The sequence below is a fragment of the Pseudomonas sp. MLB6B genome, from assembly GCF_054508135.1.
On record NZ_CP199313.1, the window covers coordinates 1,713,464 to 1,740,375 of the forward strand.

Genomic DNA, 26,912 nt, shown 5'->3' on the forward strand with positions numbered 1-26,912 from the left:
GAGGCTGCCTGACCGCAGACCAGGCTCGCTCACGCGATCCCTTGTCTACGCACGGATAGGGCAGCCTTCAGCCGGCCCGATCAGCGGTCAAAATCCGATGAACGTATAATACTCGGGCGTCTGCGCCGTAACGTGCAGCCCACAGGTGCCGGCAGCTTCGGCCAGGTCGGGCGCCTCCACGTGCACCTGCCAGGCTTGGGCATTGCCACTGATGGGATGCTCCAGCGCCTGCGCGAAGGCGGCCATATCGGGCAGCCAGGCGGTGAACCCGTTGCCTTTGAGCGCGCTGACGGTCATCCCCAGGCGTTCGCAGACCGCCACCTTGGCTCCGATGTCGTCGCGGTCGGCCTGGCGCGACGCTTCGATCAGCGCGCGCAGCGCCGGGTCCGCCGCCACTTGGCCGTGGATCAGCACCGGCCCTTGATCCCAGGCTTCCAGGGGGCAGTCCTTGGCTTCTGGGCTCAGGGGAATATGCGGGTTGATTTCCATGGGGTAGATGCGACAGACCAGCGGGCGCGTTTCGTAGATGGTGCACAGGTCGGCCGTGTCGAGGTGCATGCAGCGGCCAGGATTGAAGGCCGCGAAGGTGACCGCGACCTGTACCTCGCCCGTGCCGCACGGCACGCCCAGCGAGCGGCGCATGGCATGCTCGCGCTGCTCGACCGGCATGCCGGGCCCGTCGGCGACGAAACCTTCGATCAGCACGATGACCTGCCCGCCGGCCTGCGCCCATTGCCGTGCCTCGCCCAAGGTCAACGGCACGTGGTGGCCGGTGCAGCATTTGCCGCAGCCGGTGCAGGCGAAACGCAAGGCGGCGCTCATGACTTGCCGATCACCCACTCGCTGACGAAGGCTTTCTGCACGCGCCGGTCATACAGGCACAGCTCGGTGCCGATCTTGCCTTTTAGGGCCTTCTGCGGATAGACGCCTTCGATGAGCAAGGCGCTGTAGCCGACCTGGTCGTCGAACTCGGCGGGCTTGCCCAGCACATGGACGTCCTTGAGCTGGCTTGCCGCCAGGCAGGACTTGAGCAGCGCCTGGCGATATTCGTTCCAGGCCTGGCTGCTCGACGCATGGGCGGCGCCGCTGGCCAGGGCGCAAGTGATGAGGAGTGAGCAGAAGAACTTCATATGCGATACCGGCATTTTCATCTGAAGACGCTGGATTATGCCCGACTGAGGTCAGGCATCAACCCTGAGGCTGTGTCTTCATCTGTACGCCAGCGGCCTAACGCTACGGCTCGCCGAACACCACCGCGCGTGCCGCCACCAGCAGACAATCGGTCAGTTCCGGCGAAGAGAACTTGGTGAGAATGGCGTTGGCCCCGGCCAGGCGCGCCTTTTCGCTGCTCATGGCACTGTCGAGCGAGGTGTGCAGCAGCACGTACAGGTGCTTGAAGTCCGGCGTTTCACGCAGTGTGCGGGTGAAGGCATAACCGTCCATCTCGGACATTTCGATGTCCGACACCACGATGTTGATCTCGCTGGCGGTGCCTTGCAGTTCCAGCAGCACTTCGATGGCGTCTTTCGCGCTGCGCGCCGTGCGGCAGTCGATGCCCAGGTTGCGCAGGGTGTGGATCGACTGCTGTAACGCCACCTGGCTGTCGTCGACCACCAAGATGTTGGCGGCGGCCAGCAGGCTGGCGGCATTTTCGTCCAGGCCATTGCTGGGCGCCACGGAGGGCGGTGGGGCGATGCCGTGGATCACTTTCTCGATGTCCAGCACCTGCACCAGGGCGTCGTCGACGCGCGCGACGCCGGTGATGAACGAACGGTTGCCCGAACCGAACGGCGGCGGTTTGATGTCGGTGGTGCGGCAATGCACGATGCGCACCACGGCCTGCACGTGCAGTCCCTGCCGCGAGCGGCTGATCTCGGTGACGATCAGGCAACCGCCGTTGGGATCTTCCAGCGGTCGCTCGCCAATGGCCCGCGACAGGTCGATCACCGACAGTGGATTACCACGCAGGGTCGCCACGCCTTTGACGTGCGGGTGGGCCTCGGGCAAGCGGGTCAGCGCCGGACAGGGAATGATTTCGCTGACCTTGAGCAGGTTGATCGCCATCAGCTTGCCGCTGCGCAGGGTGAACAGCAGCAGCGACAGCGAGTCTGCGCGGGCATTTTGGGTAGCCATGGGGCGAGCTTGCACTCAATGAGGGAGGATGCCGGGTTATCGGCTTGAACGCGCGGGGCTTTAGCCCGTGCCGGCAAGCGCCTTTGGCATGGCCGCCCCACGCTGGAGCGCAAGCGTGTGCGAGTAGTCAGGCGACCCTAAGACGTTGTACCTCTACCGCTATTGCCTCGCCGTGCTCGGATTGAGCTTTCTGCAACTCGTAAGTCATTTGTAGATTGAGCCAAAACTCCGGAGTGGTATCGAAGCAGGTTGCCAGACGCAATGCCATGTCGGCGGACACGCCGCCGCGTTCCAGGAGAATGTTGTTGACGGTAGGGGTGGAGACGTTGAGAGCACGTGCCAAAGCGGCAGCGCTCAGATTCAACTCACGTTGGAAATCTTCACGAAGCACCTCGCCAGGGTGCACGGGTCGCATACCGTTTTTAAACATGCTGCACCTCAGTGGTAATCGATGATTTGGACATTTTCAATACCCGTGTCGGACCAGATGAAACACAGACGCCATTGATCGTTGATCCTGATGCTGTGTTGTCCTATGCGGTCTCCTTTCAAGGCTTCGAGTCGGTTTCCAGGAGGAGAGCGTAGATCGCGAAGCTCATTGGCAGCATCCAGCATGGCAAGTTTACGCTCTGCAACCGCCTTGATATCGCTCCAACGCCGCGTCTTCCCAGTGACAAAAAGTGCTTGGGTGTCCGCACAACAAAAGCTTTTGATCATGAGTTGTAACGCTTAACGTTATGCTTTCTAGCGTACTTTACTCGCTTTTTTCGACTCATCAACCCTAGGTTCGCATGAACACGCGAATACGGTCGTTGGTCGGTCAACCTGGCCCTCCTACCGCTCCCGCAACGCCTCCCGCGCCCGGTTCATCGGCTTGATCAGGTAGTCCAAAATGGTCTTCTCCCCCGTGCGGATGTCCACCGTCGCGACCATCCCCGGCGTGATCGCGAACTGCTTGCCGGCCTTGTTCTCCAGGCTGTCGCGCTGGGTACGGATGAACACGCGGTAGTAGTAGATCTCCGGTTTGACCTCGTCTTGCAAGGTGTCTGGCGAGATGCCGACCACCTGGCCGTCGAGGCTGCCATACACCGAATAGTCGTAGGCGCTGATCTTCACCTTGGCCGCCTGTTCGGGGTGGATGAAGGCGATGTCGCGGGGCGAGATGCGGGTTTCGATCAGCAGGCGCTCGTCCATCGGCACGATCTTCATCACCTGCCCGCCGGGCTGCACCACGCCGCCCAGGGTGTTGACCTCGATGTCCTTGACGATGCCGCGCACTGGCGAGCGCAGGGTCAGGCGGGTCAACGAGTCGGTACGGCCGCGGATCACTGCCTTGAGGCTGTCGGCTTCGGCGCTGGCCTTGGCCAGCTCTTCGCGGGCCCGCACCAAGTAATCCGAGCGTGCCTCGGTGGCCTTGAGTTCGAGTTCCGAGCGCTGGCGGTTCAGGCGGATCACCTCGACCCGGCTGGAGGCGCCGAGCTTGGCCAGGTTCTCGGTGATCTGCAGCTCGCTGCGCACCAGGCGCAGCGAGTCCTGGATACCAGCCAGGGTCTGCTCCAGGCCACGGCGGCGGGTCTGGTACAGCGCGGTTTCGGCTTCGGTCAGCTCGGTCGAATCCTTGAGGCTGGCGGGGAAGGTCAGCGGCTTGCCGCTCACTTCGGCGCGCAGCCGCGCCACGCTGGCCAGCGCGGCGCGGTACTTGGCCTCGCTTTCGCCGACGGTGGATTCGGTCTTGGTCGGGTCGAGCTGGGCCAGCACCTGGTCGCGCTGCACCATGTCGCCTTCGGCGACGTTCATCTGCGCGACGATGCCGCCCTCGAACGACTGGATCACCTGCTCACGGGAACTGGGAATGACCTTGCCGGTGCCGGTGGACACCTCGACGATCTCGAACCAGGCCGCCCAGGCGACGAAGGCGGCGAGCATCAGGGCGCAGACTGTGATCACGCGCCCGGCGCGCAGTACCGCGTGGTCGTCCTGGCCGTCCAGATAGGAAGCGGGTAGCGACGGTTGGCTCATGCTTGGCCTCCTTGGCCTGGCGCTGTCGATGGGGCGGCGAGCGGACCATGTAGGCGCTCGCCACAGGCAACGGATGAAAACGGACGGCTCATGCCTGGCCTCTCTGGCCTAGCGCTGTCGATTCGGCGGCGCGCGGAACATATCGGCGCTCGCCACTGGCAGCGAACGAAAACCCACGGCTCATGCCTGGCCTCCCTGGCTCAGCCGCGCCAGCGCAGCGTCGCGCTGGTCGTCGATGACGATGCGCCCGCCGTCGAGCACCAGCACCCGGTCGACCCGTTGCAGCACGCTCATGCGGTGGGTGGCGATGACCAGCGTGCGGCCCTGGCAGAAGCGCTCGAGGTTGTCCAGCAACGCGCGCTCGGTGACGTCGTCCAGCGCGGCGGTGGGCTCGTCGAGCAGCAGCACTTGCGGCTGGCGCAAGAGCAGACGCGACAGCACCAGAGCCTGGCGCTGGCCGCCGGACAGGCCCAGGCCGCCTTCCAGAATCAGGTGGTCGAGGCCCTTGGGCAGTTGCCGCACGAAGGCCAGGGCGCCGCTGGCCGCCAGCGCCGCGACCAGCTCCTGGTCGCTGGCCTGGCCGCTGCCCAGGGTCAGGTTTTCCCGCAAGGTGCCGTGGAACAGCCGTGCGTGTTGCGCCAGCAGGCCGACGTCGCGACGCAGGTCGGCCGGGTCCAGGTGGGCCAGGGCGATGCCGTCGAGGCTGATCTCGCCCTGTGCCAGGTCCATGGCGCCGCCGAGGGCTTGCAGCAGGGTGGACTTGCCCGCACCGTTGCGCCCCAGCACGGCGATACGCTCGCCGGGGGCGATGTTCAGCTGGCCGATGCTCAACGCCGGCGCGGCTTCCGGGCTGTAGCGGAACACCGCCTGGCGCAGGTGGTACTCGCCATGGATCGCCGGCAGGTGCACGCGGGCTTCGCCTTCCGGATGGTCGACCGGGCTCTGCATCAGCTTGTCGATGCCTTCCAGGGCCACCTTGGCCTGTTGCCAGCGGGTCAGCACGTGGGTCAGTTGCGCCATCGGCGCCATCATGCGCGAGGCCAGCATCGAGGCCGCCACCAAGCTGCCGGTGGTGAGATCGCCGGCGATCACCATCGGCGCGCCGACCACCACCACCACGGCGAACACCGCGCCCTGGATGTTCTGCGTCCAGGTGACCAGGCCGTTGGTCAGGGTGCGCAGGCGCAGGCTGTTGTGTGCGCAGGCGGCGTTGTACTGGTTCCATTGCCGCTCGAAGCGCGCTTCGGCTTGCAGGGCCTTGATCTCGTCCAACCCCTGGATGCTTTCCACCAGCATGGCGTTGCGCAGCGCCGACTCGCGCATCGACGCATTGGCCAGACGCGCCAGGCGGCGTTGGGCGAGGAGGCCGGGCAGGAGCATCAGCACCAGTGCCGCCAGCGGAATGATCACCAGCACGCCGCCGATCAGCCAGAACACGAACAGGAACAGCAGGAAGAACGGCAGGTCGGCCAGCGCCGTGGCGGTGCTGGAGGTGATCAGGTCGCGGATCTGCTCCAGTTCGCGCAACTGCGAGATGAACGAGCCGGTGGACTTGGGCCGCACCGAGTTGCGCAGGCGCAGCGCATGGCCGTAGACCAAGTCGGAGATGCGCAGGTCGGCGCGCTTGCCCAGCAGATCGGTGACCTTCAGGCGCAGCAGGCGCATGGTCAGGTCGAACACCAGCGCCAGCAACACGCCGCCGAACAGCACGTACAGCGTGGGCAAGGACTCCGCCGGAATCACCCGGTCGTACACCTGCATGGAGAACAGTACCCCGGCCAGGGCCAGCACGTTGGCCACCAGGGAGGCGAGCATGACCTGACCATAGGGGCGCAGGTCGCGCAACACGATGCGCGCGAACCAGTGACGGTCGTAGGGCGCGGTGTAGTCGTCGGTGCGTACGTCGCGTAGCGGCCGCGCCGGACGCAGCAGGGCGACACGGACGATGCGGCCCTGCAACTGGTCGCGGTGCAGGCGGCTGGCCAGGCCCTGGTCGCCGGCGAAGACCACGGCCAGATGGTCGTCCTCGGTCACTGCCTCGACCACTGCCAGTTGGCCGTCGTCCAGCTCCAGCACCAAAGGCGTGCGCCACTGCCGCAGGCCCTTGGCGTCGAAGCGCACGAAGCGCAGGGTCAGCCCGGCCTGGCGGGCCATGTGCCGGAGGATCTCGTCCAGGGGCCGTGCGTCTTCGGCGGCGGCCAGACGGATGCGTTGCGGCGACACGTCGAGGCGATAGTGCCGAGCCACGTGCAGCATGCTTTCCAGCCAAGGGCCGAGGTCCGGGCGCTGGCCAGGGTGGTCCGGCGTAGGGTTGCCAGCGCCGGGGCCACCTGTAGCGGCGTCGGGGGTGGCAGCGACCGGTTTGCTCAGGTTCACGGTGTCGTTCATGGCAGGATCTCCACCCCTTGCAGGCGCTGGCCTTCGAGACCCAGCACCGGGCGCAGCGCGCCGTTGTTGTATAGGCAGTCGACGTTCAGGCGCAGCAGGTCGGAACGGGTGGCGGCCATGTCGAAGCGCGATTGGTAGATTTCCTGCTCGGCGTTGAGCAGGTCGAGCAGGGGCCGGGTGCCGAGCTCCAGGTACTGCCGGCCGTAGAGCATGCGCGCTTCCTGGATGCTGTCCTGGCGCAGCTCCAGCGAGCGCAGCCGGCGGCCCAGGCCCGAGGTCTGCGCCTGGGCTTCGGCCAGGCCGCGGCGCGCCTCCAGGCGTGCGGCGTCTTCGGCCGAGTCGGCGGCGCTCAGCGCATGGCCGGCGGCGCGGGCGCGGGCGCTGGTGGCGCCGCCCTGATAGATCGGCACTTCGACATTGAGGTAGATGCCGGCCTGGGTACGGTCCAGGTTGCGGTTGTCGCGGTTGTAGTCGTTGTCCAGGTAGTGGTTGACCTGCGGTTGCAGCGACAGGGTCGGATACGCCTCGGCCTTGGCCTGGGCCAGCTCGGCCTGGGATTGCGTGCGCTGGGCCAGGGCCATCAGCACCGCCGGCAGACGGTCGTCGCCAGCCAACGGGCGCTGGCAGGCCTGGCCCAGTTCGGCCGGCGCCTCGTCGCTCAGCGGCGGAGGCGAACTTTTCCCCAGCAGGGTAGCCAGTGCCGCCCGCCAGCGCTGGTATTGCGCCTGGTATTCCTCGAACACCGCCTGCGCCGCCTCGGCCCGCGACTGCGCCTGGACCACGTCGGAGCGGGTGCTGGCGCCCATGTCGCTGCGCTGGCGGGCCAGGCCGACGATTTCGCCCACACCCTGGATCTGCGCGCGGGCGATGTCCATCAGGTGCGCGTAGCGTTGGGTCTCGATCCAGGCATAGGCGGTGTCGCGCGCCAGTTCGTCGATCACCAAGAGGATGTTGGCCTGGGCGCGTGCGGCAGCCGCGTTGGCCGCATCGACGGCGTAATCGACCTTGCCGAAGTCGTAGAGCATCTGTTTGAGCGAGAGGTTGAGCGCCTGGCTGCTGCGATCGCCGCCGTAGCCGGAGTCGAAACCGGTGCGCACGCCCCCGGTAATCTGCGGGTAGTAACCGGAGCGGGCGACGTTGACGCCTTCGCCCCGACGATAGAGATCGCCGATGGCCTCGGCGATGCGCGGATGCCATTGCACAGCAAGCAATGCAGCCTCGGCCAAGCCCAAGCGATCCTGGGCCGCCGTCGTCTGCCCCGTCGGTGGTCGCGCCGGCACGGCTTGCGGGCTGTCGCGAATGGAGGAGGGGCTGATCTGGCGCAAGGCCGGATCGATATCGTCGTCGGCCAAGGCGGCCGGTTGCAGCATCAGTGCCAGAAGCCCCAAGGCGCCTGGCAACAACGGAAACAGCGAACAGCCTGGTTTCACATCATTCCCTTAATACCGTGTCGTCCGTGACCGCCGGGCACAGGCCCGACGCGCTTGCAGGTGTTGCCATCGATTCAGAAATAGGCCGGTTCACCGCACCGGCGGGATCGAGTACAGGCAGGACCGAAATCCTGCCTGTGCTCGCCTTGCGTTACCGTCGTATCAAGACGTTTCCTACAACCATAGACCAGCTTTCCTTAAACCACATGCACGCTGTTCTGGATCCACAGTTGCTGGCTCGGGTCTTGCTGGGCCGTGTACTGGTCGTAGTCGATGCCGTCCGCCACGCCCTGGCCCGCCAGGCTCCACTGCTCGCCGAGCAGCACCGAGTCGGCACCGTCGCCTTTGATCAGCAGTGGGCTGCCCGCGCCGTCGTTCAGCGCCAGCACGTCCTCCAGGCTGATGCTCAGGCTCACCGCGCTGGTGGCGTTGAGGTCGAGCACTTCCAGCGCCTGCACCTGACCGACCAGGCTGCCCAGGTCGATGCTGGCGTCGCCGCCTTGCCAGAGCAGGGTGGTGCCCTCGGCGACGTCCTCGACCTGGGCGAAGGCGTCTTCGCCCAAGGGCGCGTCGGTCGTGGCAGTGGCGTCGGCACCCTCGTCGGCCGTGGAGGCGTCCCGTGGGTCGTCGCCGACCGCCTGGGCCGACTGCTCGTCCGTCTCGGCCGCAGCGGCCATCAGCAAGGTGGCCTCGGGGTTGTCGTCCAGTGCCGCCAAACGCTGTACCCCCGTCACCGCCCCCTCGGCTACGGTGATCTTCAACTGCGCGGTGTCGACGCTGCCGTTCGGGTGGGTGAGGGCGTAGGTGAACTGATCCACCTGGCCCACCACCGAACCGCCCAGCCCGGGCTTGAGCGTGTAGCTGTAGCTGCCGTCGGCCTGCACCAGCAGAATGCCGTACAGTCCGACCACGCTGATGCCGTTGTAGCCGGGCACCGCATAGATGTTGGCAGCGGTCTGCACGCTCAGGGTGGTGAGGTTCGAACCCAAGGTGTCGCCGGTCAGCAAGTTGCCAGTGGCGACGCTGGAACGGTCGACCACGAACTCGGTAAGCGACTTGGTGCTGGTGTTGAGCGTGGAGCTCAAGCTCGACCCCAGGCCCACCAAGCCGCTGGCCTTGACCGTGACCTGATAGGTGCCGGCGCTCTGGTTGGCGAAGGTATAGCCGCGCGCGGTGTTGTTCACCAGACTCAGCAGGTCGTTGCCGTTGACGGTCTGCACGGTCACGTACTGGCCACTGGCATTGAGCTTCTGCAACTGCACCGAGGCACCGCCGAGCAGCGCCAGCAGGTTGTTGGAAGTCAGCACCACTTGCAGGTCGGCGGTGGTGCCGGCGGCCACGGTGTGGCCCAACACGCTGGATTTGACGCCTGCCAGCGCCGGCAGGTCTATGCGGGCGAAGTCCTGGGTCGCCGTCGTGACCTTGTTGGCCAGTACCACGTTGCTGCGGCCCACGTCGTCCACGGCGTCCACCAGCCTGGCCGGCGCGGCGAGGTTGCTGTCGTTCCACACCTCGGTCGCCTGTGGGCTGTCGATGCGCACGTAGAGGTTGGCGGTGTCGCTCTTGCCGTTGGGGTGCGCCAACTGATAGCTGAACACATCGACCTTGCCGACGCTCGCGGTGCTGCCGTTGGGGGTGTAGGTATAGCTGCCGTCGGCACGGATCAGCAGGCTGCCGTACTGGCCCTGGACCGTGGTGCCGGCCCCTGCCGTGACGTAGCTGCCGGCCTTGAGCACCTGCAATACGGCGCCGCTGTCCGGCCCGAGAATGTCGCGGGTGCCATCGGTGCCCAGGTCGCTGACGACGTTGCCGACCAGCGCCGTGCCCGTGCCGGTGAACTGGGTCAGGCTGGTGGTTTCGATGTCCAGACGGGTATTGACCGTGGTCAGCACGCCCAGCCCACCGGAACGCGTCACCAGTTGGTAGTCACCGGCCTGCAACGTGCCGATCGTGGCGCGCAGCCCCACCCCCGGCAGCAGCACCAGGGTCAGCAACGCCGAATCGTTGGCGGTGGCGATGTCCACCCAGGCGCCGCTGGCATTCTTCACCTGCAAGGTGAAGGTCGAGCTGTTGAGCAGGCCCAACAAGTTGTCGGTGCTCAGGGTCAGGACCGGATTGGCGGTGGTGCCGGCGGCGACCGTCCAGCTGAAGGTCTTGCTGGTGTTGAGGCCTACCAGCAGGGTGTAGCTGTCGTTGATCGGTGCTTGCGTGACGACCACCGGCGCCAGGTTGACCACGGCGGTCGCCAGGTTGTCGCTGGCCACTACCGGCAGGTTTACGTCGATGTCCGGCGCCACCACCGTGGCGTTGGCCGACACGTTGCCGCGCGGGTCGGTGAGGCTCACGGTCAAGGCCTGGCCGTTGTCCTGCGCCGGGTTCAGCACCACGCTGAACAGCCCCGTGGCGCCGATCACCACACCGCTTTGCAGCACGCTGCCGTCGGCGCCGCGCACGGTGACGCTGGCGCCCACTTCGCCGCTGCCGGTGAGCAGCGTGCCGGTGGCGTTGACCAGCAGGTTGCCCGCCAGGCTCGGTGGGGTGAAGTCGGGCGCCACCACGGTGCTCACCGGCGAGACGTTGCCTGCCCCGTCGGTCAGGGTGACGCTGAGGGTTTCGAAGTTGGCCTGTGGCGTGGTCAGCGTGACCACGTAGGTGCCGTTGGCCGCCACCGTGGCACTGCCGACGACCGCGCCATTGCTGCGCACGGTCACCCGCGTGCCGGCCTCGCCCGTGCCAGTGAGCACGGTGCCCGCCGCGTTGATGGCCACGCTCGGCGCGGTGGGCGCCGTGGTGTCGGCGGCGGTGAGGGTGGCGCTGGCCGACAGGTTGCCGGCGCGGTCGGCCTGGCGCACGGTCAGCACCTGGCCATCGAGCTGGGCGCTGGGCAGCGTCAGTTCGAACTGGCCGTTGGCACCGACCTGCACCGAACCCAAGGACACGCCGCCGCGGCCGCTGACGCTCACCAGGGCGCCAGCCTCGCCCGTGCCGACCAGGCGCAAGCCGCCGTCGAGCAGTTGCAGGTTGCCCGGTGCGCTGGGCGCTTGCACGTCCGGCACGCTGTAGTCGAGCACGACCGAGCCATTACCGGCGGCATCGGTCTGCTGCACGCTGAGGGTCTGGCCGTTGAGCTGCGGGCTGGCCAGGGTAACGACGAAGGTACCCGCCGCCGAGACCAGTGCGGTGCCCAAGGTAGCGCCCAGCGCGCTGCGTACCGTGACCGTGGCCCCGGCCTCGCCCGTACCGCTGAGCACCAGGCCGTTGCCCGACAAGGATACGACCACGGGCTGCGCAGGTGCCGTGACGTCCGCGGCCATCAGCACGAACGGCTGCGACGCGCCGCCGCTGGAGCTGGCGACGACTTCGAGCATCTGGCCGTTGAGTTGCGCTTGCGCCAGGGTGATCTGGAAGGTGCCCTGCAGGGTCGCCTCGGCAACACCGAGCTGGCCCCCGGCGGCGTCGAACACCCGCACTTCGCTGCCGGCCGTGGCGAGGCCCGTGACGACCAGGCCATCGGCGCTGAGCAACACGCCGGTAGGCGCTGGCGGTACGGGTTCGAGCGGCGTGTCGAAGTCCGCAGGCAGGGATGGATTGCCGGCCACGTCGGTCTGCGTGATCGACAGCGCCACACCCGGTGTGGCGGTCGGTACCAGCGTCACCTGGAAGGTGCCATTGGCCGCCACCACCGCGGTGCCCAGCGTCGTGGCGCCTTCGGTGACACGTACCGTGGCACCCGCCTCGCCGCGGCCGGTCAGCACGTCATAAGCGGTGTTGATCGACAGGTTGGTCACCAGCGCCGGTGGCGTGACGTCCAGAGCGACCACGGTTTGTGCGTCGGACGTATTGCCCGCGGCATCGGTCGCACTCACGGTCAACGTCTGGCCGTTGAGCTGCGCAGGCGCTATCGGCACCCCGAAGGCGCCACCGGTCGGCACTTGCACTTCGCCCAGCACGGCGCCGTTGGCGGCACGCACGATCACCGTGCTGCCCACTTCACCCGTGCCGGTGAGCAGCGTACCCGCCGCATTGAGGCTGAGGTCGAGCAGTGGCGCAGGCGGGGTGAGGTCTTGCGCGGTGAGCAACAGCGGCACCGACGGGTTGCCCGTGGCGTCCTGCGCCACGATTCTCAGCACTTGGCCGTTCTGCTGCGCGGCGGCAAGGTTCAGAACGAACTGGCCGTCGGCGTCGATCACACCTTGGGCCACGACGTTGCCCGCATCGTTGACCACCGTCACCCGCGCGCCGGCTTCGCCGCTGCCACTGATCTGCGTACCGTCGGCATTGAGGGTGGCGACCACCTGCGCCGGTGGCGTGACGTCCAGCGCGACCAGGGACGTAGGTAGCGACACGTTCTGGCTGGCGTCTTCGAGGGTGACTTGCAGGCGTTCGCCGTTGCGTTGCGCGACCTCGAGTTGCACCACGAAGCGGCCGTCGGCACCCACGCTGGCGGTACCGATCGTCAGACCTCCCAGGCTGACCCTGACCGTGGTGCCGGCCTCGCCCGTGCCGCTAAGCTGGTTGCCCGCGCCGTTGAGCGCCAGGTTGTCCGGCGCCACTGGTGGGGTACGGTCGGGTGCGGTGATCTGCACCGCCTGGCTGAGGTTGCCAGGCGGATCGGCCTGCTGCACGTCGAGGATCTGGTTGTTGATCTGCGGTGGATCGAGCTCGACGCGGAAGGTCTCGTCGGCCTGCACCAGACCGCTGCCCAGCACTTGGCCTGCGACACCGCGCACGGTCACCGTCGACCCCGGTTCGCCGCGCCCGGTGACCACGCTGCCGTCGACGCTGATCTGTACCGCGCTGAGCGGCTCGGGCGGGGTGAAGTCCGGGGTGTTGAGGACCAGCACTGGCGACAGGTTACCGGCCGCATCGGCCTGGACGAGGCTCAGGGCCTCGGCATTGGTCAGCGCCGGAGTCAGGGTCAGGCTGAAGTTGCCGCTGGCATCGACGGTCGCCGTGCCCAAGGGTTCGCCAGCCGTATTGCGCACTGTCACCACGGCGGCCACTTCGCCGCGACCGGTCAACGTCACACCGTCGGCGGAAATGCTCACGTCGCGCAGCAGGGCGGGCGCCGTGGTGTCTGGGGCCGTGAGGTCGGTGGCCGCCGAGCGGTTGCCGGCCGCGTCGGTGAGCACCACGTGGAGGATCTGGCCATTGGCCTGAAGCGGCGTGAGCGCCACTTCGAAGGTGCCGTTGAGCAGCACCGTAGCGCTGCCCAACAAGGCGCCGTCGGCATCCAGCACGCTGACCTGGGCACCCGCTTCGCCTGTGCCCAACAGCACCCCGCCACCGCTGGTGAGGCGCAGATCGGCCGGGGCTTCGGGTGCCGTGCGGTCCGGCGCCAGCAGAGCGATGCTGTCGGAGGTGTTGCCGGCCGCATCGGCCTGTGTGGCGTTGAGACGCTCGCCGTTGAGTTGCGCGGCATCGAGGGTGACGCTGAAGCTGCCGTCGGCCGCCACCTGGGCCGTGCCCAAGATCAGGCCGCCGCTACCGCTGACGCTCACCGTGGCGCCGGCTTCGCCCTTGCCGCTGAGCACCAGGCCATCGGCGGACAGCGACAACTGCGTCAGGGGCTGTGGCGCGATCAGGTCCGGCGCTTGCAGCGTGGCTGGCAGCGACAGCGTGCCGGCGGCACCCTCGGCGCTGATTTCCAAGCGCTCGCCGTTGGCCTGGCGGCTGTTCAAGGTCACGTTGAAAGTGCCGTCCGCAAGCACCGCCGCGCTGCCCAGCAACAGCCCGTTGGGGCCGTATACCTGCACCGTGCTGCCGGCGCTGCCGACGCCACTTATGCTCAGGCCGTCGTCGGCCAACAGCAGTTGGGTGGGCGTCTGTGGCGCGGGGATGGCCGGCACGTCGAAGGTCAGGGCAGGCGATGCGTTGCCGTTGGCGTCCACTTGCACGATGCCGAGCGGCAGGCCCGGTGTGGCAGGCGGATCGAGGGTGATCGCGAAGCGCCCGTCGGCATCGACCACGCCGGTGCCGAGCACGGTGCCATTGGTGTCGATGACGTTGACCGTGACGTCGGCACCTGCCTCGCCATGGCCGGTCAGGGTCGCGCCATCGGCCGACAGTGCCAGGTTGCTGACGAAGTCGGGCGGGGTGGTGTCGGCGGCGACCAGATCGGCCACCGCCGAGCGGTTGCCGGCGGCATCGGTGGCGGTCACCTGCAGCGCTTGGCCATCGACCTGTGGCGTCGCGAGGGTCAGGCGGAAGGTGCCATTGGCCTCGACCAGGACGGCACCCAGCAGCAGGCCTTGGGCATCGCGCACTTGCACGATGCTGCCGGCTTCGGCGCTGCCGGTGAGTTGCAGGCCACCGCTGGCCAGCAGCAGGTCGCTGGGCGCGGCGGGCGGCGTGAGGTCGGGGGCGATGACCGGTACGGCAGCCGAGGCGATGCCGCCGGCGTTCACCTGCACCGCGCTCAGCCGCTCGGCGTCGAGCTGTGCGGCGTCCAGCGTCAGGACGAAGGTGCCGTTGCCGGCGACCGTGCCGGTGCCGATCAACGTGCCCGCCGCGCTGCGCACCTCCACCGTGTTGCCCGCTTGGCCCAGACCGCTCAGGGTCAGGCCGTCGTTGTTCAGCACCAGGTTGCTCAACGAGGCGGGCGGTTGCAGATCGGGAGTGGTCAGAGCGATCGCCGGCGACAGGTTGCCGGCTGCGTCCGCTTGGGTCACGCCCAAGGTCAAGCCCGTGGTTTGTGGCGGTGTCAGCGTGACCGCGAACAGGCCGTTGTCGGCCACGGTCGCGCTGCCTATCAAGGTGCCCTCGGGCGTGCGTACACGCACGCTGGCACCGGGTTCGCCGGTACCGGTGAGCTGGCTGCCGTCGGCGCTCAACACCAGTTGCCCGACCGCCAGCGGTGGGGTGCGATCCGGGGTGGCCAGGGCGACCGGCTCGGAGGTGTTGCCAGCGCGGTCGGTCAAGGTGATTTGCAAGGGCGCACCGCTGACCTGGGTGATCGGCAGGGTGATCTGGAACTGCCCGACCTGGTTGACCGTGCCGGTAGCGAGCACCAGGCCGTTGGCATCGCGCACGGTCACCAGCGCACCGCTTTCGCCCTGGCCGCTGACCACCGTGGCGGCATCGTTCAGACTCAGGCCCGAGGCGATGGCCGGTGGCGTGATGTCAGGCGCATTGGCCGAAATCGCCAGCGAAAGATTGCCGGCCGCATCGGCTTGGCGCACCAGCAGGGTTTCGCCGTTCACTGGGGCTGGGTTCAAGGCCACGGTGAAAGCGCCGGTGGCATCGACCACGGCGCTGCCGAGCAGGGCGCCGCCGGAATCGCGCACGGTGACGGTCGCGCCCACTTCGCCACGCCCGCTCAAGGCCGTGCCGTCGCGTTCGACCAGTGTCACCAGTGGGGCATCCGGCGCCGTAACGTCCGGCGCGACCACGCTGACCGGCGCCGACACCACGCCTTGCAGCGAAGCGTTGACCTGTAGCGTCTGGCCGCCGAAGGCGGCGATGCGCAGGAACACCAGGAAGGTGCCATCCGAGCCCACCGTGCCGGTGCCCAGGGTCACGCCCCCGGCGACCACGCTGATCTGGCAGCCGGCCGTGCCCACGCCGGTGAGGCTGAAGCCGTCGGCGCTGAGCTGCACTTGGGAGGGAGTTTCGACGACGATGCCGAGCGGGCCGTCCACCGGTGTAGGCACCGGGTTCTCGTTGCCGGCGGCATCGACCACCACCAGCTCGGCACTGTCGCCAGCCAGCAGCGCCGGCAGCAGAGGCACCACGAACGTGCCGTCGTTGCCGACCTGTACGCGGCCCAACTCAATGCCTGCGTTACGCACGACCACCGTGCTGCCCGGCTCGGCGTTGCCGCTGATGCTGGCACCGTCCAGGCTCACCGAGACGTTGAGCGCGGCTTCGGGTGGGGTCGTATCAGGGGCGTTTAACAGCGCCTCGACCGAGGTCAGGCCGGCGCCATCGGTGGCGATCAGGCTGATCAGCTCGCCGTTGGCCAGCGCGGCGGGCAGGGTCGCGGTGAAGGCACCGTCGGCTTGCACTGGCACGGTGATCAACTCGAGCCCGGCGGCATCGCGCAGGGTGATGCTCACGGCGCCAACGGCCGTACCGCTGACGGTGCTGCCGTCGACGCTGACGCTGCCCAGCGGCGCCTCCAGCGGCGCAGTGTCGGGCGCGGTCACGTCTGTGGGGGTGGAAGTGTTGTTCGCCGCATCGGTGAGGGTCACCTGCAGGGTCTGACCCTCGTTTTGCAGCGGCGCCAGGTTGACCACGAACAGGCCGCCGGGCTGCACCACGCCCTGGCCGAGCAGAACACCTGCGCCGTTGCGTACTTCCACGCGGCTGCCCACTTCGCCCGTGCCGGACAACTGGTTGCCGTTGGGGCTGATCTGTAGGTTCTCGGGTGCCAGGGGGGCGCTGGTGTCATTGGCCGTGTAGCGTACCGCCGCCGAGGCGTTGCCCTGTGCGTCGATCACCACCACATCCAGCAGCTGGCCGTTGATCTGCGCAGGCAGAACGACCTGGAAACTGCCGTCGGCACCGACCAGGACATCGCCCAGCACCACGCCCAGCAGGGTACGCACCTCCACGGTGGCGCCCGGTTCGGCGGTGCCGATGAGCAACGTGCCGTCGACGCTGAGTGACAACCCCGCGGCAATGTCGGGCGCTTGCAGATCCGGCGCTTGCAGGTCGACGCCCGTGGACACGTTGCCGCCGCCGTCGGTCAGGGTCACAGTAAGAAGCTGGCCGTTGAGTTGGGCGGGTTGCAGCGTCACGCGGAAGCTGCCGTCTTCGGCAACGATGGCTGTACCGACCACGCCGTCGGCGTTGCGCACGGTGACGGTGGTGCCGGCTTCGCCCACGCCGATCAGCACGCTGCCGTCGGGCAGCAGTTGCAGGGCGCTGGCAGGCTCTGGCGTCTGCAGGTCCGGGGCGCCGACCGTTGCTGGAGTGGACAGGTTGCCGGCCACATCGCGTTGTTCGACGGTCAAGGTCTGGCCGTTGGTTTGCACGGTATCCAAGGGCACGCTGAAGCTGCCATCGGCGGCCACCAGCGCGGTCCCTATAGGCAGGCCGTCGGGGCCCCGTACGGTCACGGTGGCGCCTGCTTCGCCCTGACCGCTGACCGTGGTGCCATCGGCGCTGACCAGCAACTGGGTGACCGGCAACGGCGGCTCGATGTCGGGCACGGCGAAGGTCACCGTGGCCAGGTTGCCGGCGGCGTCGCTGGCTTCGATGTCCAGCGCTTCGCCGTTGCGTTGCGCCGGGTTGAGGGTGAGGCTGAAGCGGCCTGTGGCGTCGACCGTGGCGCTGCCCAGCAGGTTGCCGTCGCCGTCGCGCACCCTGAGGGTGGAGCCCGCCTGGCCGAAGCCGGTCAGCAGCGTGCCGGTAGCGTCGACGGCAAAGCCCGAGGGCTGCAGCGGGCCGAGCAGGTTCGGCGCGGTAATGCTGCCGGGCGTGGAGACGTTGCCGGCGCCATCGGTAAGGACGACGTCGATCCCTTGGCCGGCGACCTGCGCCGGGTTCAGTACCAGGCTGAAGCTGCCGTTGCCGTTGACCACGCCATTACCCAGCGCTTGGCCATCGGCGCCGACCACCTGCACATTGGCACCCGGCTCGCCGCGGCCGTTGAGGGTGGTGCCGTCGGCGCTCAGTTGCAGGCCGGACGGCGCCGATGGCGCGGTGATGTCTGGGGCTACGGCCGGGGTGGGCAACGAACTGTTGCCGGCGGCATCGACCACGACCAGGCTGAAGTCTTCGCCGTTGGCCAGTGGCGGAACGAGCGGCAACTGGAAGTTGCCCGCGGCATCGGCGCGCGTCTCGCCCAATGGGTTACCGGCGGCATCTTGCACCAGCACCTGGCTGCCCGCTGGCGCGGTGCCACTGACGCTGGCACCGTCTGCGGCCACCACCACGTTGGCCGGGCTTGGTAACACGGCCTCGCCAGGCACGTTGAGCGACAGCTCGGCAGAGCGGTTGCCGGCCGTGTCGATCTGTACCAGGTTCAGCGCATCGCCTGCGGCGACCGCAGTGTCCAGGGTAACGAGGAAGGTGCCGTTGTCGGCCACCACGGCGGCGCCCAAGAGCGTGCCATTGGCGTCCCGTACTTCCACGCGGGCACCGACTTCGCCGCGGCCGGCGACCAGCCCATCGAGCACGCTCACCACCACGCCGAGCACCAGCCCTGGCGGGGTGACGTCCGGTACGTTGTAGTCCAGCGGCGTCGAGCGATTGCCCGCGCCATCGATCACTTCGATCAGCAGGGCTTCGCCGTCGAGCAACGGGTCGTCCAGGCTCAGGCTGAAGCGGCCTTGAGCATCGACCAGGGCCTGCCCGACCAGGGTTCCGTCGGCATCGCGTACCTCCACCCGCGCACCGGCTTGGGCGCTGCCGCTCAAGGTCTGGCCGTCCACCAGCAATAGGTCGGTGGGTTGCGCGGGCGCAGTCAGGTCGGGTGCGTCGAGCGAAGCGCTGGCAGTGTTTCCCGCCGCATCGGTGAGGGTCACGCGCAGTGCGCTGCCGTCGATGACGGCCGGCACCAGGTCGAGGATGAACTGGCCATCGAGCGCCACTTGGCCCTCTGCCAGGACTTGGCCTTCGGCGTTCAGCACACGCACCGTGGTACCGACTTCGCCACGCCCGGACAGCGTGGCGCCGTCGAGGCTGATGGCCAGGGCCGTCGGTGCGGCCGGTGGCGTGGTGTCGACCGGTACGTCGATTTGCGGTGCCGTCACGCTGCCGGCCAGCGACGTATTGCCTGCGTTGTCGGTGGCGCTGACCTGCAACGGCTGGCCAGCGACCTGGGCCGGTTGCAGGGTGACGCTGAAGCTGCCCGTGGCATTGGCCTGGGCGCTGCCGAGCAGATTGCCCTGGGCGTCTCTGACCTGCACTTGGCTGCCCGCTTCGGCACGGCCGATGACGGTTCGCCCGTCGGCGCTGACCAGCAAGGCGCTGGGCGCATCGGGTGCGGTGATGTCGGGCGCGACGATGGGCACGGGCAGCGAAGCGTTGCCTGCGCCGTCGACCACGACCACTTGCAGTTGCTCGCCGTTGGCCTGCGGTGGATCGAACACCACGTCGAAGCGGCCCTCGGCGCCCACACCGACGCTGCTCAGGACCTCGCCGTTGGCGTCGCGCACTTGCACCGTCGTGCCCGGCGTAGCGCTGCCGCTGAGGCTGCTGCCGTCTGCGGCCAGCACCAGATCACTGGGGCTGAGCGGCGGCGGGGTCAGTGGCACGAGGTAGTTGACCGGGACCGACGTGAGGCCGGCTGCGTCGGTCTGTACGAAGGTCAGGGCGCTGCCTGGCAGGATGGCGTCGGTCAATGGCAGGAGGAAATTGCCATCGACGCCCACCACGCCGCTCGCCAGCAACTGGCCGCCCGCATCGCGCACGCTGACCGTAGCGCCGGCTTCACCGCGCCCGGCGATGAGCAGGCCGTCGGCACTGACCACGATGTTGCCGACCAGGTCGGGGGCGGTGCTGTCAGGCGCTTGGAAGACCAATGGCGACGAGCTGTTGCCCGCCGCATCGATCAGGCGTACGTCCAGTTGCTCGCCATTGAGCTGGGGTGTGTCGAGGATGAGGTTGAAGCGCCCGTCGTCATCGACGCTGCCACTGCCGATCAGCACGCCGGCGGCGTCGCGCACTTCGACCTGGGCGCCGATCTCGCCGGCACCGCTGAGCAGGTTGCCGTCGATCAACTGCAGGTCGCTGGGCTGTTCCGGTGCGGTGAGGTCGCGGCTGGTGATCAGGGTCGGCTCCGAGACATTGCCGGCGGCATCGACCAGGGTCACTCGCAAGGTGCTGCCGTCGATCACTGCCGGTGCGAGGTCGAGGCTGAAGCGGCCATCGGCGCCTACCGTGCTGCTGGCGACGAGGTTGCCTTGGGCGTCGCGCACCTGCACCTGGGCATTGGCTTCGCCGCTACCGGTCAGGCGTACGCCGTTCGGGGCGAGCGCCAGGTCGAGCGGCGCCTGTGGCGGCGTGACGTCGACGGGCGGTTCGAGGTTGGGCGCGGTGACAGCGGCCGGGCCGGAGACATTACCGGCCGCATCCTGGGCAGTGACGGACAGGGGTTGCCCTGCGGTCTGCGCCGGCACCAAAGGCACGGTGAAGCTGCCAGCATCGTTGACCACGGCACTGCCGATCTGATTGCCCTGGGCATCGAGCACGCGCACGGTGCTACCCGGTTCGCCACGGCCGGTCACGGACGCGCCGTCGGCGCTGACGACCAGTTCGCTCGGCACGCTCGGGGCGGTGATGTCGGGGGCTGTGAGTGAGGTGGGGATCGAGCTTTGACCGTTGGCGTCGATGGCGACCGCATCGATCAGTTCGCCGTTGGCTTGGGCCGGTTGCAGGGTAAGGGTGAAAGTACCGTCCGCCGCAGCAACGGCTCTGCCCAGCACGGTGCCGTCCGCAGCGCGGGCCTCGACACGGTTTCCGGGCGTGGCGGTGCCGCTCAGTTGGGTGCCGTCTGCGTTGAGGGTCAGTCCAGTCGGGCTGGCCGGGGCAGGGGTGGCGGGTACGGTGAAGTCAACGCCTGGAGAAACGTTGCCGGCGGCGTCGGTTTGCGTGAGGGCGATGGCTTGGTTTGCCGCTACAGGCGTGTCCAGCGTCAGTACGAAGGTGCCGTTGGTGGCTACCGTACCGGTGCCGATGAGGTTGCCGTTGCCGTCGCGCACCTGCACGGTGGCACCGGCTTCGCCGCGGCCCGACAGCGTTACGCCATCGGCGCCGACCACCACGTTGGTGACCGCCTCAGGCGCAGTGATGTCGGGCGCTTGGAAGGCCAGAGGGGCGGATGCATTGCCGGCACCGTCGGTCTGGCGCACGTCGATGAATTCGCCGTTGGCCTGTGCCGGATCGAGGGTCAAGGTGAAGCCACCGTCCGCACGCACCTGTCCTGTGCCGATCACATTGCCCAACGCGTCGCGCACCACGACAGTGGCGCCAGGTTCGCCCGACCCGCTCAGGGTGGTGCCGTCGGCCAGCGCCAGTGCGGTCGGCTGAGCCGGTGCCGTAAGGTCTGGCGTGGCGATCGAAGCGGGCGTCGAGGTGTTGCCTGCGGCGTCAGTGAGTCGCACTTGCAACGCGCTACCGTCGACGATCGCAGGGGCAAGCGCGAGGACGAAGCTGCCATCGGCGGCTACCGATCCTGTGCCGATCACGTTGCCTTGGGCATCGCGTACGGTCACCGTCGTGCCTGCTTCACCACGGCCACTCAACTGTCCGCCACCGGGGCTGAGCACCAGGTCGGTCGGGCTGGCCGGCGGCGTGACGTCGACGGGCGGTTCGAGGTTGGGCGCGGTGATGCCTACGGGCGTCGAGACGTTGCCGGCGGCATCCTGTGCGGTCACGTTAAGGGCCTGGCCCGCGGTTTGCGGCGGGTCGAGCGGCACGGCGAAGCTGCCGGCGGCGTTGACCACGGCGCTGCCGATCTGATTGCCCTGGGCATCGAGCACGCGCACGGTGCTACCCGGTTCGCCACGGCCGGCCACGGACGCGCCGTCGGCGCTGACGGTCAGTTCGCTCGGCACGCTCGGGGCGGTGATGTCGGGCGCGGTGAGCGAAGTCGGGATCGAGCTTTGACCGTTGGCGTCGATGGCAACCGCATCGATCAGTTCGCCGTTGGCTTGGGCCGGTTGCAGGTTGATGGTGAAGGTGCCATCCGCTGCGGCCACGGCGCTACCCAGTAAGGTACCGTCCGCAGCGCGGACCTCGACACGGTTTCCGGGCGTGGCGATGCCGCTCAGTTGGGTGCCGTCCGCGTTGAGGGTCAGTCCAGTCGGGCTTGCCGGGGCTTGGGTGGCGGGTATGGTGAAGTCGAAGTCTGGAGAAACGTTGCCGGCGGCGTCGGTTTGCGTGAGGGCGATGGCTTGGTTTGCCGCTACAGGCGTGTCCAGGGTCAGTACGAAGGTACCGTTGGCAGCCACCGTGCCTGTACCGATGAGGTTGCCATTGGCGTCGCGCACCTGCACGGTGGCACCGGCTTCACCCCGGCCCGACAACGTCACGCCATCGGCAGCGACCACCACGTTGGTGACGGCCGCAGGGGCAGTGATGTCGGGTACTTGGAACGCCAGCGGCACGGAGGTGTTGCCTGCTGCGTCGGTCTGGCGCACGTCGATGAATTCGCCATTGGCCTGAGCTGGGTTAAGGGTAAGGGTGAAGCTGCCATCGGCACCCACGGTGCCGGTGCCGATCAGATTGCCTTGAGCGTCGCGCACCTGGACGGTAGCGCCAGGCTCGCCGGTGCCGGTCAGGGTGACACCATCTGCCACAGCCAAATCGGTCAGCGGCGCCGGTGCGGTCAGGTCGGGTGACAGCACCGACTCTGGTTGTGAGACGTTGCCAGCGGCATCGGTCAGATCGACTTGCAAAGCACTGCCATCGATCACGGCCGGTTCCAGCGCAACGGTGAAGCTGCCATCAGCAGCGACTACGCCTGTGCCGATCAGGTTGCCTTGAGCGTCGCGCACGTTGACCGTACTGCCGGCCTCACCACGGCCGTTCAATTGGTTGCCGCCTGGGCTGACGACCAGACCGACGGGTGCTTCAGGTGCAGTGACGTCGACCGGAGCTTCCACGTTGGGCGCAGTGGCCGCGACGCTGTCCGAAACGTTGCCGGCTGCGTCCTGTGCCGTCACCGCCAATGTCTGCCCTGTGGTTTGTGGTGGGTCGAGCGGCACAGCGAAAGTGCCGGCGGCATTGACCACGGCGCTGCCGATCTGATTGCCCTGGGCATCGAGCACTTGCACGGTGCTACCCGGTTCGCCACGACCACTCAACACGGTGCCATCGGCACTGACGACGAGCTGGGTGGGTTCGTCCGGTGCGGTGATGTCCGGTGCGACGACCGAGGTAGGAATGGAGTTCTGCCCGTTGGCGTCTATCGCCACGGCATCGATGATTTCACCGTTGGCTTGAGGCGGTTGCAGGGTGATGGTGAAGGTGCCGTCCGCCGCGGCCACGGCGCTGCCCAGCAAAGTACCGTCCGCAGCGCGAGCCTCGACACGGTTTCCGGGCGTGGCGGTGCCGCTCAGTTGGGTGCCGTCCGCGTTCAGGGTCAAGTCAGTCGGGCTGGCCGGTGCAGGGGTAGCGGGTATGGTGAAGTCCAGGTCTGCCGAAACGTTGCCAGCAGCATCGGTTTGCGTAAGGGCGATGGCCTGGCCGGCCGCTACAGGCGTGTCCAGCGTCAGCACGAAGGTGCCGTTTGCAGCCACCGTGCCGGTGCCGATGAGAGTGCCATCGGCGTCGCGCACCTGCACGGTGGCACCGGCTTCGCCGCGGCCCGACAGCGTTACGCCATCGGCGCCGACCACCACGTTGGTGACGGCCGCAGGGGCAGTGATATCGGGCACTTGGAAGGCCAGCGGCACGGAGGTGTTGCCTGCCGCGTCGGTCTGGCGCACGTCGATGAATTCGCCATTGGCCTGAGCTGGGCTCAGGGTGAGCGTGAAGTTACCGTCGGCACCCACGGTGCCGGTTCCAATCAGGTTGCCCTTGGCATCACGCACCTGGACCGTGGCGCCAGGCTCGCCGGTGCCGGTCAGGGTGACGCCATTGGCGACTGCCAGATCGGCAAGCGGCGCGGGTGCGGTCAGATCCGGCGCCAGCACCGACCCCGGTTGCGAGACGTTGCCCGCGGCATCGGTCAGGTTCACTTGCAGAGCACTGCCGTCGATGACGGCGGGATTGAGCGCAACGTTGAAGCTGCCATCAGCGCCTACGGTCCCGGTGCCAATCACATTGCCTTGAGCATCGCGCACATTGACGGAAGTGCCGGCCTCGCCACGGCCGCTCAGCTGGCTGCCGCCTGGGCTGACGACCAGGTTGGTGGGCGCATCGGGCGCAGTGGTATCGACCGGCGCATCCACATCGGGCGCCGTCACCGCTGCGCCGGCCGAAGTGTTCCCGGCCGTATCCTGCGCAGTGACCGACAGCGCCTGACCGTCGATTTGCGGCGGTGTGAGCGTGACCGCGAAACTGCCGGCAGCGTTGACGGTAGCCGTACCGAGCACGTTGCCTTGTGCATCGACCACACGCACGGTACTGCCAGGTTCGGCGCGGCCGGTCAGTACCGTACCGTCGGCGCTGACGGCCAATTCGGTGGGAGTGTTGGGGGCGGTGATGTCGGGGGCTGTGAGCGAAGCGGGGATCGAGCTTTGACCGTTGGCATCGATGGCCACGGCATCGATGATCTCACCGTTGGCTTGAGGCGGTTGCAGGGTGATGGTGAAGGTGCCATCTGCTGCGGCGACGGCGCTGCCCAGTAAGGTACCGTCCGCAGCGCGAGCCTCGACACGGTTTCCGGGCGTGGCGGTGCCGCTCAGTTGGGTGCCGTCCGCGTTCAGGGTCAAGTCAGTCGGGCTGGCCGGTGCAGGGGTAGCGGGTATGGTGAAGTCCAGGTCTGCCGAAACGTTGCCAGCAGCATCGGTTTGCGTGAGGGCGATGGCCTGGCCGGCCGCTACAGGCGTGTCCAGCGTCAGCACGAAGGTGCCGTTGGCGGCCACCGTTCCGGTGCCGATGAGAGTGCCATCGGCGTCGCGCACCTGCACGGTGGCACCGGCTTCGCCGCGGCCCGACAGCGTTACGCCATCGACGCCGACCACCACGTTGGTGACGGCCGCAGGGGCAGTGATATCGGGCACTTGGAAGGCCAGCGGCACGGAGGTGTTGCCTGCCGCGTCGGTCTGGCGCACGTCGATGAATTCGCCATTGGCCTGAGCTGGGTCAAGGGTAAGGGTGAAGCTGCCATCGGCACCTACAGTGCCGGTACCGATCAGGTTGCCTTGAGCGTCACGCACCTGGACTGTGGCGCCAGGCTCGCCGGTGCCGGTCAGGGTGACGCCATTGGCGACTGCTAGATCGGTCAGCGGTGCGGGTGCGGTCAGGTCCGGCGACAGCACCGATCCCGGTTGCGAGACGTTGCCCGCGGCATCGGTCAGGTCCACTTGCAAAGCGCTGCCATCGATGACGGCAGGATTGAGCGCAACGTTGAAGCTGCCATCGGCAGCGACCACTCCCGTGCCGATCAGGTTGCCTTGGGCATCGCGCACGTTGACGATAGTGCCGGCCTCGCCACGGCCGCTCAGCTGGCTGCCGCCTGGGCTGACGACCAAGTTGGTGGGCGCATCGGGCGCAGTGGTATCGACCGGCGCATCCACATCGGGCGCGGTCACTGCCGCGCCGGCCGAAGTATTCCCGGCCGCATCCTGCGCAGTGACCGACAGCGCCTGACCGTCGATTTGCGGCGGTGTGAGCGTGACCGCGAAACTGCCGGCAGCGTTGACGGTAGCCGTACCGAGCACGTTGCCTTGCGCATCGACCACACGCACGGTACTGCCGGGTTCGGCGCGGCCGGTCAGCACCGTGCCGTCGGCGCTGACGGCCAATGCGGTGGGCGCGTTGGGGGCGGTGATGTCGGGTACCTGGAACGTCAGCGGCACGGAGGTGTTGCCCGCCGCATCGGTCTGGCGCACATCGATGATCTCGCCGTTCGCTTGCGCCGGGTTGAGGGTCAGCGTGAACCCGCCGTCGACGCCTACGGTACCGCTGCCGATCAGATTGCCAGCGGCGTCGCGTACCTGGACCGTGGCGCCAGGCTCGCCAGTGCCGGTCAAGGTGACGCCATTGGCCACAGCCAAATCGGTCAGCGGCGCGGGTGCGGTTAAGTCTGGCGACAGTACCGAGCCCGGTTGCGAGACATTGCCCGCGGCATCGGTCAGGTCCACTTGCAGGGCACTGCCGTCGATCACGGCAGGATCGAGCACGACGGTGAAGCTGCCATCGGCGCCCACGGTGCCGGTGCCGATCACATTGCCCTGGGCATCGCGCACGTTGACGCTGGCGCCGGCTTCGCCGCGGCCGCTCAGTTGGTTTCCGCCCGCGCTTACGGCCAGGTCGGTGGGCGCGTCCGGCGCGCTGGTGTCGGGTGGGGTGTTGGTCGCGGGCGCAGTGACGACCGTGCTGCCGGACGTGTTGCCGGCCGGATCGGTCACGCTGACCTGCAAGGGCTGCCCGCCCGTTTGCGGCGGCTGCAAGGTGACGCTGAAGCTGCCATCGCCCGCTACTACGCCGCTGCCGAGCAGGCTGCCGTCCGGGCCACGCACCACCACGGTGGCGCCCGGCTCGGCGGTGCCGGAGACGACCGTGCCCTGAGTGTCGATCGCAAGGTTCGTGGGCGGTTGCGGCGCGGTGATGTCGGGCGCTGTGACCGTGGCGGACTCGGAAGTGTTGCCAGCGGCGTCGGTCAGGCTGACGCCCAGCGCTTCGCCATTGGCCTGGGCCGGCGTCAGGGCGATGTCGAAGCTGCCGTCGCCGCCTACCGTACCGCTGCCGATCAGATTGCCCGCCGCGTCGCGCACGTTGACGGTGCTGCCGGCTTCGCCGCGCCCGCTCAAACGCAGGCCGTCGGCGCTGACCAACAGGTCGGTCGCAGCGGCCGGGGCCGTAGTGTCCGCAGGGGCACCGCCGCCACCGCCACCGCCACCGCCGCCACCCCCGGCCGCCGCTGCGGCGCCCCCGGCGCCGAGCAGGCCCAGCCCGGCAATGGCGAAGGTCGGTGTGGCATTGCCCGCTTCGCCCAGGCCGGCCATCAGCTGGTCGAGCGAGGCGACGTCGTCGAAGGTGAACCCGGTAAAGGCGTCGGCGTCGTAGAGGCCGTGCCAGAGCGTGCCGTCCTCGCCGACGAAGACGATGTCGTTGCCGATCCCGGCGTCGTTGACCACGAAGAAGTTGCCGAGGGTGACCTTTTCGCCGGTCTTGAGCGTGACGACTAGGTTCTGCCCATCACGCACGACGTTGGCCACACGATCGGGCGAGACCGGCAGTTGCACCAGGCTGGGCTGGTTGAGGGTGAGATCGCCCCAAGCGGACTGCGACAGTTGTTCGGTGCTCTTGTCGGCGACGACGATGTTGTCCATATGTGCTCCCTGCTGGATGGAGGGCTGTTACACCGCACAGCGGTGACCG

General features: G+C 68.0%; 9 protein-coding genes. All 9 read right to left on the reverse strand.

The window, feature by feature from the left end; genetic code table 11:
- Nucleotides 1-87: 87 nt before the first annotated feature.
- The 9 genes from ACSMEV_RS07445 to ACSMEV_RS07485 all read right to left on the reverse strand — a co-directional run bounded on the left by ACSMEV_RS07445 (nt 88) and on the right by ACSMEV_RS07485 (nt 26,863).
- Complete coding sequence (locus tag ACSMEV_RS07445) at nt 88-822, reverse strand: YkgJ family cysteine cluster protein (RefSeq protein WP_459207849.1); 735 nt, start codon at nt 820-822, stop codon at nt 88-90.
- Nucleotides 819-1,130: a hypothetical protein gene (locus tag ACSMEV_RS07450; protein ID WP_459207850.1), complete on the reverse strand. Its 312-nt coding sequence runs from the start codon at nt 1,128-1,130 to the stop codon at nt 819-821. The genes ACSMEV_RS07445 and ACSMEV_RS07450 overlap by 4 nt, the downstream gene beginning before the upstream one ends.
- Before the next feature lie 103 nt (nt 1,131-1,233).
- Nucleotides 1,234-2,133, reverse strand: coding sequence for a chemotaxis protein (locus tag ACSMEV_RS07455; protein WP_459207851.1), 900 nt, complete (start codon nt 2,131-2,133; stop codon nt 1,234-1,236).
- Between the two features lie 127 nt (nt 2,134-2,260).
- Complete coding sequence (locus tag ACSMEV_RS07460; RefSeq protein WP_459207852.1) at nt 2,261-2,563, reverse strand: HigA family addiction module antitoxin; 303 nt, start codon at nt 2,561-2,563, stop codon at nt 2,261-2,263.
- 8 nt (nt 2,564-2,571) lie between these two features.
- On the reverse strand, nt 2,572-2,850 hold the full coding sequence (locus ACSMEV_RS07465) for a type II toxin-antitoxin system RelE/ParE family toxin (protein ID WP_459207853.1): 279 nt from the start codon (nt 2,848-2,850) through the stop codon (nt 2,572-2,574).
- Nucleotides 2,851-2,967: 117 nt separating this feature from the next.
- Complete coding sequence (locus tag ACSMEV_RS07470) at nt 2,968-4,152, reverse strand: HlyD family type I secretion periplasmic adaptor subunit (RefSeq protein ID WP_459207854.1); 1,185 nt, start codon at nt 4,150-4,152, stop codon at nt 2,968-2,970.
- A 180-nt stretch (nt 4,153-4,332) separates the two neighbouring features.
- Nucleotides 4,333-6,540 (reverse strand): type I secretion system permease/ATPase, encoded by a 2,208-nt coding sequence (locus ACSMEV_RS07475; protein WP_459207855.1) that lies wholly within the window; start codon nt 6,538-6,540, stop codon nt 4,333-4,335.
- Nucleotides 6,537-7,910: a TolC family outer membrane protein gene (locus tag ACSMEV_RS07480; protein ID WP_459208305.1), complete on the reverse strand. Its 1,374-nt coding sequence runs from the start codon at nt 7,908-7,910 to the stop codon at nt 6,537-6,539. Before ACSMEV_RS07480 ends, ACSMEV_RS07475 begins: the two co-directional genes overlap by 4 nt.
- 257 nt (nt 7,911-8,167) lie before the next feature.
- Nucleotides 8,168-26,863 (reverse strand): BapA/Bap/LapF family large adhesin, encoded by an 18,696-nt coding sequence (locus ACSMEV_RS07485; RefSeq protein WP_459207856.1) that lies wholly within the window; start codon nt 26,861-26,863, stop codon nt 8,168-8,170.
- Nucleotides 26,864-26,912 lie beyond the last annotated feature (49 nt).

Excerpts from the sequence above, each read along its gene's own strand:
- ACSMEV_RS07445 (WP_459207849.1), bottom strand. The coding sequence starts at position 822 with ATGAGCGCCGCCTTGCGTTTCGCCTGCACCGGCTGCGGCAAATGCTGC.
- ACSMEV_RS07450 (WP_459207850.1), bottom strand. The coding sequence starts at position 1,130 with ATGAAGTTCTTCTGCTCACTCCTCATCACTTGCGCCCTGGCCAGCGGC.
- ACSMEV_RS07455 (WP_459207851.1), bottom strand. The coding sequence starts at position 2,133 with ATGGCTACCCAAAATGCCCGCGCAGACTCGCTGTCGCTGCTGCTGTTC.
- ACSMEV_RS07460 (WP_459207852.1), bottom strand. The coding sequence starts at position 2,563 with ATGTTTAAAAACGGTATGCGACCCGTGCACCCTGGCGAGGTGCTTCGT.
- ACSMEV_RS07465 (WP_459207853.1), bottom strand. The coding sequence starts at position 2,850 with ATGATCAAAAGCTTTTGTTGTGCGGACACCCAAGCACTTTTTGTCACT.
- ACSMEV_RS07470 (WP_459207854.1), bottom strand. The coding sequence starts at position 4,152 with ATGAGCCAACCGTCGCTACCCGCTTCCTATCTGGACGGCCAGGACGAC.
- ACSMEV_RS07475 (WP_459207855.1), bottom strand. The coding sequence starts at position 6,540 with ATGAACGACACCGTGAACCTGAGCAAACCGGTCGCTGCCACCCCCGAC.
- ACSMEV_RS07480 (WP_459208305.1), bottom strand. The coding sequence starts at position 7,910 with ATGCTGCAACCGGCCGCCTTGGCCGACGACGATATCGATCCGGCCTTG.
- ACSMEV_RS07485 (WP_459207856.1), bottom strand. The coding sequence starts at position 26,863 with ATGGACAACATCGTCGTCGCCGACAAGAGCACCGAACAACTGTCGCAG.